Origin of the sequence: Arenibacter sp. F20364 (assembly GCF_023015905.1) — a bacterium.
GTDB lineage: Bacteria > Bacteroidota > Bacteroidia > Flavobacteriales > Flavobacteriaceae > Arenibacter.
The window spans coordinates 1-15,398 of sequence record NZ_JALKBD010000029.1; the positions used below are offsets into that span (position 1 = coordinate 1).

At 37.0% G+C, this 15,398-nt stretch carries 11 protein-coding genes; 1 reads left to right on the top strand and 10 read right to left on the bottom strand.

Translation table 11 applies throughout. The features are described from left to right. Nucleotides 1-1,354: 1,354 nt before the first annotated feature. The 7 genes from MWU84_RS18920 to MWU84_RS18950 form a co-directional block, all read right to left on the bottom strand. On the bottom strand, nt 1,355-1,834 hold the full coding sequence (locus MWU84_RS18920; protein WP_246904554.1) for a DUF4625 domain-containing protein: 480 nt from the start codon (nt 1,832-1,834) through the stop codon (nt 1,355-1,357). 58 nt (nt 1,835-1,892) lie between these two features. Then, on the bottom strand, nt 1,893-2,681 hold the full coding sequence (locus MWU84_RS18925; protein ID WP_246904557.1) for a DUF4625 domain-containing protein: 789 nt from the start codon (nt 2,679-2,681) through the stop codon (nt 1,893-1,895). Between the two features lie 41 nt (nt 2,682-2,722). Next, complete coding sequence (locus MWU84_RS18930) at nt 2,723-5,005, bottom strand: TonB-dependent receptor (protein WP_246904559.1); 2,283 nt, start codon at nt 5,003-5,005, stop codon at nt 2,723-2,725. A 343-nt stretch (nt 5,006-5,348) separates the two neighbouring features. Continuing rightward, complete coding sequence (locus MWU84_RS18935; RefSeq protein WP_246904561.1) at nt 5,349-5,657, bottom strand: hypothetical protein; 309 nt, start codon at nt 5,655-5,657, stop codon at nt 5,349-5,351. A 57-nt stretch (nt 5,658-5,714) separates the two neighbouring features. Further along, nucleotides 5,715-6,101, bottom strand: a complete 387-nt coding sequence (locus MWU84_RS18940) for a MerC domain-containing protein (protein WP_246904563.1) — start codon at nt 6,099-6,101, stop codon at nt 5,715-5,717. 15 nt (nt 6,102-6,116) lie between these two features. After that, the gene (locus MWU84_RS18945) at nt 6,117-6,725 is read right to left on the bottom strand and encodes a class I SAM-dependent methyltransferase (protein ID WP_246904566.1); all 609 of its coding nucleotides are present in this window, start codon (nt 6,723-6,725) and stop codon (nt 6,117-6,119) included. 269 nt (nt 6,726-6,994) lie between these two features. After that, nucleotides 6,995-7,900 (bottom strand): NAD(P)/FAD-dependent oxidoreductase, encoded by a 906-nt coding sequence (locus MWU84_RS18950; RefSeq protein ID WP_246904570.1) that lies wholly within the window; start codon nt 7,898-7,900, stop codon nt 6,995-6,997. A gap of 112 nt (nt 7,901-8,012) precedes the next feature. Here MWU84_RS18950 and MWU84_RS18955 point away from each other — a divergent pair, with 112 nt between their 5' ends. Then, entirely contained in the window at nt 8,013-8,396 is a 384-nt protein-coding gene (locus MWU84_RS18955; RefSeq protein WP_246904572.1) for a transcriptional repressor, read from the top strand. Nucleotides 8,397-8,842: 446 nt separating this feature from the next. On the opposite strand, the gene MWU84_RS18960 is transcribed toward MWU84_RS18955, so the two are convergent. The 3 genes from MWU84_RS18960 to MWU84_RS18970 form a co-directional block, all read right to left on the bottom strand. Beyond that, nucleotides 8,843-10,495 carry a RagB/SusD family nutrient uptake outer membrane protein gene (locus tag MWU84_RS18960; protein ID WP_246904575.1) on the bottom strand — a complete coding sequence of 551 codons (1,653 nt, stop codon included), beginning with the start codon at nt 10,493-10,495 and terminating at the stop codon, nt 8,843-8,845. Nucleotides 10,496-10,507: 12 nt separating this feature from the next. After that, a complete protein-coding gene (locus MWU84_RS18965) occupies nt 10,508-13,639 on the bottom strand; it encodes a TonB-dependent receptor (RefSeq protein ID WP_246904577.1) in 3,132 nt (1,043 codons plus the stop codon). A gap of 769 nt (nt 13,640-14,408) precedes the next feature. Beyond that, complete coding sequence (locus MWU84_RS18970; protein WP_246904580.1) at nt 14,409-15,320, bottom strand: YihY/virulence factor BrkB family protein; 912 nt, start codon at nt 15,318-15,320, stop codon at nt 14,409-14,411. Nucleotides 15,321-15,398 lie beyond the last annotated feature (78 nt).

Below are 15,398 nucleotides of genomic sequence, written 5' to 3' on the forward strand. Positions count from 1 at the left end.
AGTGAGGGCAAATCCATCGACTGGTGGGAAGAACTTACAGAAAGTGATAGGGTTAATATTCTAAGTGGTATCAGAGATTATCAACAAGGTGAAACCATGAAATCCAATGAATTCTGGAACGGTTTGACCAATGGATAAACCTTACAGGGTAGAATGGACAAAAAGGTCTCTGATAAACGCCATTGCCATTAAAAATTACCTTATTCAAAAGTTCACTGTCAAGGAGGTCGTTAAATTTGAAAGATTGCTTCGGCAATTTGAATTAACGGTATCTAATTTCCCTACATTATATCCTGAATCAAAAAGTCAAAAACTTTTAAGGCGAGCGGTCATTCACAAAAACACAACTGTTTATTACATTTTCAATAAAGGCAAAGTGACGGTTGTAGCTATGAAGGATAATAGGAAAGAGAAGGCCGATAGATAACCATGGTTAAAGATAAGACACTAGTGTCATGATTTTTAATAGCTTAATAGTTAGGGTAGTTCTTAATTCCTTTTCCTGGTTCTGTAAAAAGAACTTTAATTGGGATCATTTTTTAATTTGAGCATTACTATTGGTGGGTATCTTTGCTAAAAATGAAGACACCTAGCTAATCTTGGAGTTTTCTATATTTGATGATATCTGATTTTCTTTGTAATTTTAACTCGTAAATAACACATAATCAATACGTTCTTGAGCTATTTATAAATCGAGTGTCCTTAAAGGGATTTGATTTTGATAAGTACATGCAAAATACTGATAATCAATCATTTGTAACAAGTAGTTGTATTCTGTCATCCCGACCAAGCGGAAAAGTGATTTGCGAAAGCAGATCACTTTTTTTGTTTCCACGAAATTGAAAACACAGTTTTCAAAATTGAGTGGAAACAAAAATAAGGAAGGTGCCAGCCTTCACTTTTCCATTTGCAGTGAGGGTTTATAAGGATTCTGCAAATCCTGTTTTCAAAATTGAGTGGAAGCAAAAATAAGGAAGGTGCCAGCCTTCACTTTTCCATTTGCAGTGAGGGTTTATAAGGATTCTGTAAATCCTGTTTTCAAAATTGAGTGGAAACAAAAATAAGGAAGGTGCCAGCCTTCACTTTTCCATTTGCACTGAGGGTTCATAAGGATTCTGTAAATCCTGTTTTCAAAATTGAGTGGAAACAAAAATAAGGAAGGTGCCAGCCTTCACTTTTCCATTTGCAGTGAGGGTTTATAAGGATTCTGTAAATCTTGTCATCCCGTACAAATAATAAAAGTGATTTGCAAATGCAAATCACTTTTATTACCTATGCAATAGGCTATGTTTTAGGTGATTGCCGGTGCATATGACACTTCCAAGGCTATATTCTAAATGATTCGGTAAATTTGTTATTCTACAATTTTTATATCTATTGAGGTTCTAGATTGCCAACCTGTTTCGTCTGTTACAGAATAGGCACAGTGGTAATCACCCGCATCAATGTCATCGGGAATGGTTAAACTGATGTTTATTTCATAAGAAGTCAATTCACCTTCTATAGAATAGTTTTCCATAAATAAGAATGGGTTAACAGGTGATTTAATATCCCCTAAATCACATTCAGTAACTTGATCATCATGGGTGTGATGGTCAAAATTATGATGGATATCCAGACTATAAGAAGCCAATTCCTTGTTATCTGTAACCGTTGCTCTAAAGCTATAAGTTTCTCCTTTTGTCAATTGGGCACAGCCTTGTGGAAAACCATTATCGTAATTAACACTAATCGTTGGTTTTTCTTCATTCTTATCAATACTATCATCACTTGTGCAAGAGAATAGAAGTATCAAAAATGATAAAAAACAGAAATGTTTTAAGAGAACTTTCATATTTAAGATTTAAAACCGCATAGTATTTAGTGCTACTATGCGGTGTAGTTATTTTTATTTAAGCAGTAACATCTATATGTGTTTCGTATTCTTTGGTATTTCCATCTTCATCTTCAACCGTGAAAATGATATGATACTCTCCTGCGGGAGCAGTTGCTGGAACGTCTATGTGTTTATGGAATTCTGCCTCGGTCTCCTCATGGAATCCCTCCTCAAAAACTTCTTCATAATCCCATTCCACCTCCTTTTCTGCAGGTGTAAGTCCGTGTGCATGAACATCAACAGTAACATTATGTATACCATTAACAGCATTTATCATAAACTCTGCATGAAAGTCGTTTCCTCTGACAACTGTAGTATCTACAGAAGCATCACTTAAAGTAATAGGACCCATAATGTGAATATGCCCTTCTACCTCTGTACTATTACCCAGTTCGTCGGTAACTAATAACTCTACATGGTACTCTCCTTCAGGAATATTGGTAGGCACATCAATATGCTCGTGAAATGTAGGGTTGATAACTAAATATTTACTATCTGTAAATACCTTCTCAAAATCCCAATCTACCTCACCATCACCTGGTTCTACTTCATGTGTATGAATGCTAAGTGAAATGCTTTTTACTGTTGCTTCTGCATTTATTATTGCTTCTAAATGAATGTCTGATCCTTTATAGGCTACTTGATCTGTTGAATGACTACTTCCTTCTCCGTATTCAAAATCGGAAATGACTGGCGCATTTAATTCAATACTGTCGTCATCATTACTACAAGATTGTAAGGACAGTCCTAGAAAGGCAACGATGGCTAAAAATTTGAAATTTGTTTTGATAATGTTCGTTTTCATGTGTTTGATTTTAATTGTTATTAATTTATGTTCACTATTTATTAAAAAGGTATAGTCAATGAAATGGATAAGTTTCTACCTGGTTCAGGTACATCTATCAATCGGTAAAAACTAGTGTGGTTGTAATATTTTGTATTGAACACATTGTTGAGTTTTACACGTATATCAACAGGAGCATCACTGCTAAACACATCTATTTTCGATATAAAAGACATGTTCAAAACTTGAAATCCCTCTGTCTTTTCTTCTGGAGGCACAATTTCTTCTTGAGAAGCTGTAATTCTATAATCTGCAATTAATTGGGGCTTCTTAAATGGAAGAAAATTTTTGAATTGGTAATTTGCCGAAAACAATCCTGATAATGGGGGTGAAAAAGGCAGTGTAAAACCTTCTTTGGCTCCACTGGTTTGTCTGGAATACACATACTCTGTCGAAGCATTCAATTCTAGATTTTGCAATATAGTGGCACTTGCCCTGATCTCTCCTCCAGCCCTAAATACCTTACTCTGGGTATACTCATAAATTTGGAGGGTTTCATAATAATTTGAAGTAGGATTTAGGTATATAAAATTCTCAAAAAGATTTACAAAGGGACTAACTCCAAAACTAAAACTAGCGTTGCTATGGTCAATATCCAGATCCAATTGATAAGATGATTCAGGGTCAAGATCTAGATTTCCCCTTTCGTACCGATACATATGATAATTGACTCCATCCGAGGCCAGTTCGTTGGCCAAAGGCATTCTAAAACTCTTTCCTAGATTGACTTTATAGGTAGTATTGTTATAAATAAAACTTAGTCCAACCGAGGCACTTATATTGCCAAAATCCAGTGTTGTGTTTTGGGCCCTTTGCAAATAGATGTACGATGTAGATCCGTCATTGTTGTTCCTGGTCGAGGGATACCAGTCAAAATAGGATTGGCTATTCAACAGTCCATAGTCATAGCGCAGGCCTCCCAATAAATGTAGATCTCGATGAATCTCAAAATTGTCATAGGCAAAAGCTCCAATGGTAAAGCGGTTGTATGCCGGGATCAGAAATCCCCATCCCCCAATGTTGTTATTTTGATATTCCAAATTTACACCTGCTACAATATCGTGCCTTGCATTAGGGCTATGAGAGTCCTTTACGTTTAGGGCATAGGTGTTTTTATCGAATATCCGTTCCTTATTATCAGGTGGTGTTGGCATATACCCATGTGGAACGGGTTCGGAGAGTTCCTCCCTATGATTATTTTGGTAACCCAGGTCCAGATAAAGGGTATGATTTCCTATACCTAGGGAAGTATTGTTCGTGATTTTAAAATGGTTTACTTTATGATATGGTAAATCGAGATCGCGGTTAGAACTATCGTAATCAATGTTGGAAGTTCTTACTTCCAGGCCATGGGCATTGGCAAAAAAACCATTTTTAGCGTTTACATTACTAAAAGTAGTTTCGGACTTTAAGTTGTTGGAAATAAATCCGATCCCAAAGCTTGCATCGGCTTCTTGCCCCGCTGTATTTCTTAGATTATTGTCATCTAGCTCAAAAATGTAATTTTCATAATTGATTTTATCCGTTGGGACTTTATAATCGCCGTGATCCCTATACGTTAATCGTCCACGATAAAACCACTTATTTGTCCGCGCATCTATGCCTGCAGAAACTCCCAGTAAATCATTATTGTTTTCTCCTAACAGGTTTACCTCGCCCTTCATCGAATTTTGAATCGGCAATTTCAAAGCCTGTATATCTACAACCCCTGCAATGGCATCGGAACCGTACTGCAACGAAGCGGGGCCCTTTATAATCTTTACTGTTTCTACGCCATACTGGTCAATTTCCAATCCATGGTCATTGCCCCACTGTTGGGCCTCGTGCTTTATACCGTTTTGGACAACAACTACCCTGTTGAACCCTAAGCCCCTAATTACGGGTTTAGACTGCCCTGAACCAATATTGATAGTGCTTACACCAGGGATATTCTTCAAGGTCTGCATTAAACTGTTCTCCCTATTTTTATCAAGAAAATCTTTGGATACGGTCTGCGATACAATAGCGCGTTCCTGAGTCTCCCTTTTTTTGGTTTTGGCGTTGACTTCAACTTCTTGAAGCTCGGTGGCAGACTCCCTTAAGTAGATCTTTACGGTATCCATGGTTGGCCCTACCTCAATGGTTGCCGTTTCGGCCGAATAACCAATGTGGGATATAGTTAAGGAGTGTATGCCTTGGTCCACATTTTTAACGGTAAATGTCCCTTCAGAGGTTGAAATAGAAAATAAGCCTTTCCCAATAACATTGGCTCCTTCTATAGGCTGTAAGGTTTTGGCGTTTATCACAGACCCTTTGATTTGAAAAGAATCCTGTGCAGACACCATCGAGCATAGGCTAAAAAATAGCCATAGGCTCAGTACTTTATGGATCATGATTTATTACTATAAGTTGGTACAATTGCCCCATGGAGGGGTGATTACAAAACCTATGCAAATAATTCCATATGGTAATTTAAAATGCTTTCTTGGGCCTATATGATACGGAAAGGACTAGGGTGTTGCCACTTCCTTAACCTTATATAGTGATATTTTAAATAATCTAGATACCGTTCCCAATTGCGAAATAGGTATAACTATAAAGCACTGGAGTAGTCCAAGAAAATTAGAAAGAATCAAGTGCAAGTGAAACTTATAGTGAAGTAGGTGGAGGCCGTGAAAAGAGCTGGTCTGGAGCAATGGTGTTTGAAACAACGGAATCGTAATTATCAGATTTCTCTATCTGGGGAAGTGATTCTGTGTTTTTAATACCATAATCCGGTATATCCGTTGAAATTGCCGGAGTTAAGTTATGGGAGACGGCATGGTCGCATATATAACAATGTAAGGCATGCTCCTTGTCGTCCGTATGGGAAAGCACATGAAGCCCTGCCATTTTCATCGAGAGGAAAAGAGCTAGGAACAGAATGCTGATACTATTTTTTAGACGACTATTTTTCATCAAATGCAAACATAACAAAATAAGGGAAACAGGTTGCTAAAATAATCTTAACAATAATTAGTGTTTGTGATGCACTCTGAACCGCAGTAGTTTCCAATTATAATAGTGGGCCAAGGATATCAATAGGGTACCAATTATAGTCGTGCCTATTTCCCATAGTTCTGTAAAGTTGAGCCTACCTAAGCCAATAAATATAAAGCCTAAAGCAGCAAATTGCAAAGGTTTTAATTTACGGTGGATTTTGTGATAACTTGGCCATAATGAAGCCATGACAAAGACAAAGCTTAGACCGATAAATGTCTTTTCTATATTTGGGTTGGCTAAGAATTGTATTCTGCTAAATGTGGCGAGGGAAAGCACTACAGGTATTGCTGCACAATGTACGGCACAAATAAGAGAACTTGAAAGGGCTATGAGGTCTAATGTACTGTTCTTTATTTTCATTTGTTGGGTTCTTGTTTAAACTTTTGGTTTTTGGCACTTGATGAGGTAGAACGTTTGATCTTCATCTATCTCTACTATTTCAAAAAGTCCTGCCTCACCAAACTCTTCTTCTACGGATGCCTCGTCGAAATAAAATAGTTTGGCACCTTCGTGAAACTCATAACGATCCTTGCCAATATGTTTTCCTTTTCCAAAATTTGGTGCTTTTTTTGTAATTGCCGTAAAAATCATATAACCGTTTTCAATTAGTTGGTCATAGCAGTCAAGGATTAGTTTTTCTCTTTCTTTTTTTGCTAATAAATGAATTAAGGCATGGCAAAAAACCCCTTCATATTTCTTAGAATCAAAAGGCATGTCTTTTACAGAGCCTTGGTAGATTGTCATATCGTGACCAAAATGTTTTCTAGCCAATTTAATAGCTGTTTTTGATATTTCTATACCCGTTACCTCAAATCCATTATCCTTAAATATTTTGGCATTTCGGCCATAACCAATACCTGGTAGAAGAATGTTGGATATTCTTTTTTCTATGAAATAGTCTTTTGCCAACACAGCGGATATTGCCGGTTTCATACCCCACATTTCTTGTTTTTCAGTATAGTTGTCTTCCCAGAATTCTGCCATATGGTTAGCTATTTACTGCATAGTTTATCTTCTAGAATGTCACATTTATAACCTAGATTATGAACTGCTGACCTAAACTCTTCTACTGGAATACTTTCTCCTTCAACCCTGAGTATACTATGGTCACAAGGGTAATGAATGATCTTACGATCTATATCAAAGTTAATTTTTAAATCGGAATGGCTATTCTTAAGCGATGTAATAATGTTAACTGCCTTACTTATGCTTGGAATATTTGTTGTAAAAACTTCAATCATAGAAAACTCCATTTAAAATTGTTCATCAGTCAGTTCTTTATTGACCATGGCACCTGCTATATTCCCGGTTGAAACGGCATAGGCTACCGAGCGCATGGGACTGGAATTATCCCCACAGGCAAAAATATCTTGGACGGTAGTTTGCTGGAAATTATCTGTTTTGATATGACCGTCTTCCGTTAATTTACAACCTAGTTCCATAGGAATGGAAGTATGCTGCTCAAAAGGAAGGGGTGCATAGGCGGCAAGGAATCTTTCTTTACTACCATCTCTAAAAACTATTTTTTCGATATACCCATTTCGGTGCTCTATTTCCAATATTTCCTTCTCGATCACTTCAATATTATTTGCTTTGAGCTTTTTTAATTGTGACTCATTGAAATCCATTGGTCCATTTGTCAAAATGGTTAGTTCATTAGTTAGGTTGTGCACTAAAGATGCAAGATGTAATGCTCTATCTCCATTACCAATTAATGCCGTTTTTACAGTTTTATATTCATATCCATGACAATAGGGGCAGTGTATTACGGATATACCCCAGGATGTAGAAAATCCTTTAATTTTGGGCATTATGTCTTTAACTCCTGAAGCGAAAATAAGTTTTTTGGCGGTGAATGTTTTATTCGATTGCGTTATGATTTCAAAACCTAATGGAGTTTTTCGTCCTTTATGGGCAACGTCTTTTAATAACGATATTGTGTTATATTGTTCTACTTGCTGTTTGGCAATTATAGAAATTTCTTTTGGTCTTTTGCCATCTTGGGTTAGGAAGTTATGTGAATGTGGTGTTTGTTCGTTACAGGGTTGGCCACTGTCTATTACAAGAACTTTTCGCAAGGACCGTCCAAGACACATAGCCGCGGAAAGTCCGGCATAACTTCCACCAATAATGATCACTTCAAAAACTTGATTCTCCATAATCTTAAATTTTAATGCAATTATGTCGCATTAGATTGTCTTGCAAATATATCTTTATTTTGTAATATTGCAATACAATCGCAATAAATAATTGCGAATAAATCGCGTTAATGTGAAGAAAAGAAGGAATACGCCTACCAAAGAAGCTGTTTTGGAGGTATTGTCAAAGACCGGGAAAGCGATGAGTCAAGATGCCATTGAACAGAAGATAGACATTGATATCAATCGGGCTACCATCTATCGTGTTTTAAATCGTTTTTGTGATGATGGCATTGTGCACAGAGTGGTTGCAGAAGATGGCAAACAGTATTTTGCATTGTGTATGAAATGTGATGAAAATAAAAAAAACAGTCATCATTTTCATTTTAGATGTCTTAAGTGTGAAACGATCGAGTGTCTTCCTGTTGAAGTTAATTTTTCAATTCCAGATGAATACTTGGTTGAAAACGTGAACTGTGTTTTAACAGGCACTTGTAGCGAATGTATCTCCAATTAGTATCAATCATTCACTAAATCAATCGGGTAATATAACATAGTTGCTCCCCCATATTTTTTTTCAAAACTGATATGTCAAAATTGCAGGCCTCAACTTTGCTCATTGGTCTTAATTTTTATCACTTTTCAAGGGAAGAATCAGAATTTTGCAATAAATCATTTTGCAGGCTTTGCTATAAAGGGAGACACTACAGGCCTTATTGATGAAAATCATAAATAAACTATTGTCCAAATCCTGTTTTCAAAATTGAGTGGAAACAAAAAAAGGGAAGGCGCCAGCCATATTTTATATACCGGGTTTTCGGTAGGTAAGACTCCTTGTTCCATTGCAATAAACACAGACAATTTTGGGCTATCCTATTCCTATTTTAATATTCCTTAAACTAAAAAAGGGAGTAGAATTAATTCCACTCCCTTTTTCAATCTAACTTATATTAATTCTCTAGCTTAATAACCTGGATTTTGGGTGGTAAGTGCGTTGCCACTTTCGTCTTTACCTCCAGCATCGATTTGAGATTGCGGTATTGGCATATATTCATGCTTACCTGCAACAAACGTAGCACCGGTCAAAAAGCCTCTAGCTATCTGTTCCTTTGCTAAATAGGTGTTTATAACATCTGCTGCTATACCCCATCTTACTAAATCAAAAAAGCGATGACCTTCGTGGGCCATTTCCAAACGACGTTCCGTTCTTAAGGCTATTGTAGCTTCTTCTTTTGAAGCAAAAGGAGCATCATAGGTGTCAATCAAATAGTTGGCTGCATTTGCAGTGCCTTCGAGGTTTTGAATATAAATACCTGTTTTTGCACGCTCCCTTATCATATTTATATAAGTTCTTCCTTCTTCCAAATTCTCCAACTCTATTTCTGCTTCTGCTTTCCAAAGCAAAACATCGGCATATCTAATAATGCTATAGTTGGCAGCTGTTACATAAGGCCAAGATTGCAAATAAGCAGGATGATTTGCTGAGATTACTCTTTTCTTAGGTCCATATGGGCCATAGGTAGCTAGATCCCTGGCCCAACTTTCTTCATAGTTGATCTCTAAATCTTTGTAAGGAATCCCTGGTCTTCCGATGGTAACATCCAACCTTGGGTCAACATTATCACTTTCGGTAACATCATCATTTCCAATTATAGGCATTCCTTCAACATCTGTTTTATACGCATTTACTAAATTTTGGGAAGGACGTAAAAAGCCATATGCTGCATATCTTGGACCACCGGGAGGCATTAAACGATCACCTATAGACCCATTGTAATTACTAGGAGAACCATCGTTTATAGAATATTGAATTGCAAAAACAACTTCTTCACCATTGTCGTTTTCAGGAATAAATATTTCACTGAAATTAGGGGTTAAACTATAACCTCCTTTAGAAATAACTTCATCTGCAGCATCACTGGCCAACTGCCATTCTCCCTGGTATAAATATGTTTTGCTCAAGTATGCCCATGCAGCGTATTTGGTTGGTCTTCCTGGATCTGCTTGAGTTTCCGGTAATACGGCAATGGCTGCATTAAAATCATCCTCTATTTTTGTCCAAATTTCTTCAGGAGTAATTTGGGTGTTCGATAGATAATTTCCATCCTCATCCGTATAGGAGATTCTATTGTAAAGTTTTTTAAGTTCAAAGTAAAAATGACCTCTTAAAAAACGCATTTCGGCAACGCGTTGGGTTTTGGTAGCCTCATCAAATTCGGTAGTATTTTTTAAGGCTTTTAAAACGGTATTTGCACGATAAACCCCTTCATAAAGTACACTCCACTTTTGAACAACATCTATAATTTGTCCATCAATATTGTAAATCTCCATTCTGTGAATTTGGTTTTGGTCACCTGTACCGCCACCACCTTTATAGGCATCATCAGAAAGCACATCTCCAAAACTCCAGTTGGATGCTGGCGAGTTAAAAGCATTGGAGGCTTCATTACCTTGTCCATTTAATATGCTGTAAGCAGAGATTACCAAAGATTCTATATTTTCGGGTAATTCAACCTGATCGTCTGTTAGCTCTCCAAATGGTTCTTTTTCCAAGAACTCATCGCTACAAGAGGCTAGTAACCCAATTAAGGCAAATAATATGATTATATTTTTCATTTTGTTATTTTTTTAAAAGTTGAAATTAAGACCTAAAGTAAATGTCTGTGAACTTGGATAAATACCTCTGTCTACACCAATATCCAAGTTACGGTCATCGGAATCGTAATTCTGTAATCCAATTTCAGGATCCAATCCTTCATATCCTGTAATGGTAAATAAATTGTAGGCTTCCAAATAAACTCTAATACGCGAAGCTTTTATTTTTTCAGCTACATTCTCCGGAAGGGTGTACCCCAATTGAAATGTTTTTAAGCGTAAGAATGAACCGTCTTGTACATAGTAAGAAGAAGGTCTAATATTGTTGTTAGGGTCATTTAAAGAAACTCTAGCCAAATCGGTATTCGTATTTTGTGGTGTCCACGCATTTAGAATACGATCGTTCTTATTGTAGTTGGCCAAGTTGAAAAAATCAGTATAGTATCGCGACAAATCATAAATATCATTTCCTTGCGAACCTTGAAAGAACAAAGTTAAATCCAATGCTTTGTAATTGGCCGTGAAGTTAATGCCATAGGTGAAATCTGCGTGTGGAGAACCTATAAAAGTACGATCGCGATCATCTATAACATTATCGTTGTTGATGTCCTTAAATCTATAATCCCCAGCAACGGCACTCGACTGATTACTAGAGGCCGCTTCTGCATCGGAAGCAAAAATACCTTCTACTACGTGACCATAGAAGGAAGCTATTGGTTGCCCAACTGCGGTTCTCGAGGTACTCTGGTCAAAATTTACGCTATGTAAAACCCCAGGGTCTGTTTCTATGAAATTAATACCTTCTCCTAAGGACAATAATTCATTATCAATAACAGAGAAATTAACGCCTATGTTAAAATTAAAGTCCTTTGCACGGTCACTTTGATAATCTGCCGTAAACTCAAAACCTTTGTTTTCCATCTCGCCCACATTCTGCCATTGACCGCTATTTGAAAAACCTGCTTGATCTGGTGCCAAGGTTTTAAACAATAATAAATCTTCTGTGTTTTTATAAAAGTAGTCAGCAGAAAAAGTCAGGGCATCATTGAGAAATCCAAAATCCAACCCAACATTGGTCTGTGTAGTTGTTTCCCATTTTAAATCGGGATTTGCAATTCTGGATAATGTAAAACCGGTCTGGGTACTATTTTGAGCCCCATCAATGGCGTAATTGGAATAATACGGATTACTACTATATCCAGATAGTGTTTGGTAAGCAGGGATGTCCTGATTACCTGTTACACCCCATCCGGCACGTAATTTTAAGTTGGATATAACCCCTTCATTATTAAAGAAGTTTTCTTCGGATATTTTCCAGCCAGCTGATAATGCCGGAAAAGTACCCCATCTATTATTTAACAATTTAGAAGTACCATCACGTCTCAAGGTGGCAGAAAACAAATATTTGTTATCGTAGGTATAATTTAATTTACCGAAATACGAGAATAAGGAGTACTCTATTTTATCACCGCCATTCGTTTGAGTGCCTTGGTCACCTGCATTTAATATTCTAATGTTTAGTTCATTGGTAGGAAGATCATCAATAGAAGCGGTTGTAACTTCATATAGATTTTCTATGCTTTCAATCCCGACTAAGGCACTAAAATTATGTTTGTCGGCAAAAGTTTTTGTGTAATTCAAGGTATTCGACCAAACCCAGTCGAACTGCTTATTATTTCTGACAGATAAACTATTGATTACTCGCTGAGGATTTGGCTCCTTGTAAGTAGGACTAAATGAGGTTCTGTCTGATGTAGTATAATTAAGTCCAAAATTAGTTTTGAATTTTAAGTCTTCAAAAAGTTGAATTTCGGTAAATACATTACCAAATACGCGTACCCTATTTTCGATATTATCTTTATTTCGGTATAAATTACCCAATGGATTCTGAGTATCCGATAATGGATAACCGGTGAATTCTCCATTAATATCATAAACTGGAGCAATACTTGGAATTCTGAAGGCGTCGTAAACGGCATTGCCCAACAATGAATTAGTACTGGTACCAACACTTTTGGAGTAGGCAACGGTTAGGTTTTCGCCTATTGTTACAACATCATTAAACAATTTGTAGTCGGAATTTAAACGTGCGGTTATTCTACTAAAATCGGTGTATTTTAACGTACCTTCTTGATCAAAATAGCCTAAAGAAAACATACTATGCGACTTTTCACCTCCTTTGGCCAAGCTTAGGTTGTAAGATTGGATAATGGCTGGATCAAAAATTTCGCCGACCCAATCCGTGTTGGCGGAAGGAATTGTATTTTCAGCATCCAAAAAATCAGGAATTACCGGTGTAGCACCGTTGCCATATATGGCATGGGCAGGTGTTATTCCATCATTGGCAAAACCTTGCCAATATACATTCCCATAATTTTCCGCACTTAAATTATTCGGTAAATTAGTAGTATTCTGAATACCGGAATGCATGTTGATGGAAACTTTTGTTTCGTCAGATTTTCCTTTTTTTGTAGTAATGATCACAACACCATTTGCGGCCCTAGAACCGTAGATACTCGAAGATGATGCATCTTTTAATACTTGAAGGGACTCAATATCGTTAGGGTTGATAAGATTGATACCTGAAGTTGTAGGTACACCATCTATTACATAAAGAGGATCGTTATTTCGTATCGTACTATAACCTCTAATTCTAAGGCTGCTTGGGCCACCAGGAGAGGCCGAACTTACCACGTTAACACCAGAAACCTGGCCTTGTAGCATATTGTCGACACTAGCAACAGGCTGGCTTACAACACCACCCATATCAACAATAGCGACGGCTCCAGTTAGATCACTTTTTCTTTCTGATGTATATCCTGTAACTACTACCTCGGATAATGCAGCGGCATTCTCCAATAAAGTTACAGAGATATTAGCCTCTCCGTTTAAGCTGACTTCTTGTGTAGTAAAACCTATATATGAAATGACCAAAACGGCATTTTCATCGGATACATCTATGGAGAAATTACCATCAAAATCAGTAGTAGTTCCGTTAGTGGTACCTTTTTCCATAATACTTGCACCTGGGAGCGGCTCTCCTAAATTATCTGTAATGGTACCTGATACTGTTTGTTGAAACGCGCTATATTCAGCGTTAATAATATCGTTGTTTACATGTGCATAACTGTTGGAATACAGCGCAACGAATACTAGTAAAAACAACGAACCAATATTTGTTCTTTGCGATTTTGAATACGAACATTTAATGTTCTGTCGAGGGTTTAGCATAATAAAAATAATAGAGTTTTGAATTTGTTTTTTTGTTTTGAATGTTATACTTCGCTGCCATATACTTCAGTTGTGTACTATAGTTACTAATGGCAAAAAGTACTTTTGGGGTCCCAGTTTATCTGGAGAGTTTCACGTCATAGTTAGTTCATTTAATTTTCAGAGTTTTTTTAAAAGCGCAAAATTGAACATTTAAATGCTGGGTAAAAAGGATATTGTTATTGTTAAAGAAAGCTTAATAAATACATTATTAAAATTTAATATGGGAAGTGCTGGTTTTGTCGCAACTTCTTGTATTGAGCAGAATGGCCTCGTGTAAATTCCCTAGTGAAATTGGGATACTAGGACCTATATATCAAGTTAATAAGACACTTGTATTTCTGCAAGTTCCCTATGTTTGATACAATCAATATTTTTCAATAAAATTTGAAAATTGACCATTAACTTAACATTACCATTAAGTTTAAAGATTTTTGTGTTGATAAACCCTTGTTTACTGTCAAAAGAAAACATGACCTAATAAGGATAGAACTGTAACTGGACTGGTATCGATTTCTGGAATGGCTAATTTATTTGCGATTCATGGAAACCCTTTGGTGCTACTTTAAAGGAAATTGTGCAGAGGGTGCTAAATGCCATATTGATTAAAACTATCCCTTCCTATAAATCAGACGAGTCCTTTGAATATAGTTTTTTGACTGTATCAACATATATCCTCCTTGCTGACGGCCCTGCTGTTAGGTTCTATACCATACCCAAATTTTTTGGCATAATTATAGGTGAATTCTGCCCCAAAGAATAGGATCAGGCAGGAGTAGGAAACCCATAGGAGAATTAATACAATGGTACCGGCAGCACCGTAGGTAGAACCTGGTTCTGCTTGACCAAAATAATACCCCAAGGCCGATTTGCCCATAACGAAGAGTAAGGCGGTAAGAACGGCACCGATTTTGACCGAGGGCCATTTGATATTGGCATCGGGGAGATATTTAAAAATAAGTCCAAAAAGGACGGATATGATACCTGTTGAAATCAGAAAGTCGAGCGTGTAGGCCACATAGAGGAGTACATCGGGCAAAACTTGGCGTATAAAGTCGTTTAGTACTGATATAGCGGCGGTGACTATAAAACTAACCAGCAGTAAAAAGCCAATGGCCAGGATAAAGGCGAAACTTAGAACACGATCTATAACCACCTTTTTTATTTTTGCATTGGGGTCTGCCTTAATCCTCCAAATGGCGTTCAATGAAATTTTTAGGTGATAAAATACACCGGTAGCACCAAATAAAAGAACCCCGATTCCAATGATGGTAGAAATGGTACTTTTATGTTCGCTTTGAGTTTCGGTAATCATGGCTTGAATAGAAGCTGCAGCATCTCTGCCCAAGGCCATCGAAAATTCCTCGGTCAGTTTGCCCTGTACAATTTCGGTACCCCAAACTGCCCCAACAATATTTACGATTATGACCAAAAGGGCTGGTAGTGAAAGGATGGCATAATAGGCTACGACGGCACTAGACCGAAAGGGGTCATGGGACAACCATGACTTATAAGTGTCAAGAAGCAAGTTGAGAAAAGCCTTAAAGGAAAATTGATCTTTTTTGTGGTGTCCCATTTACTGTAAGCTTTTGAAATAGTTCTGAGGATCACAACCTAATCCAATGTCCTAAATTCATTAACTTTAATACATTTG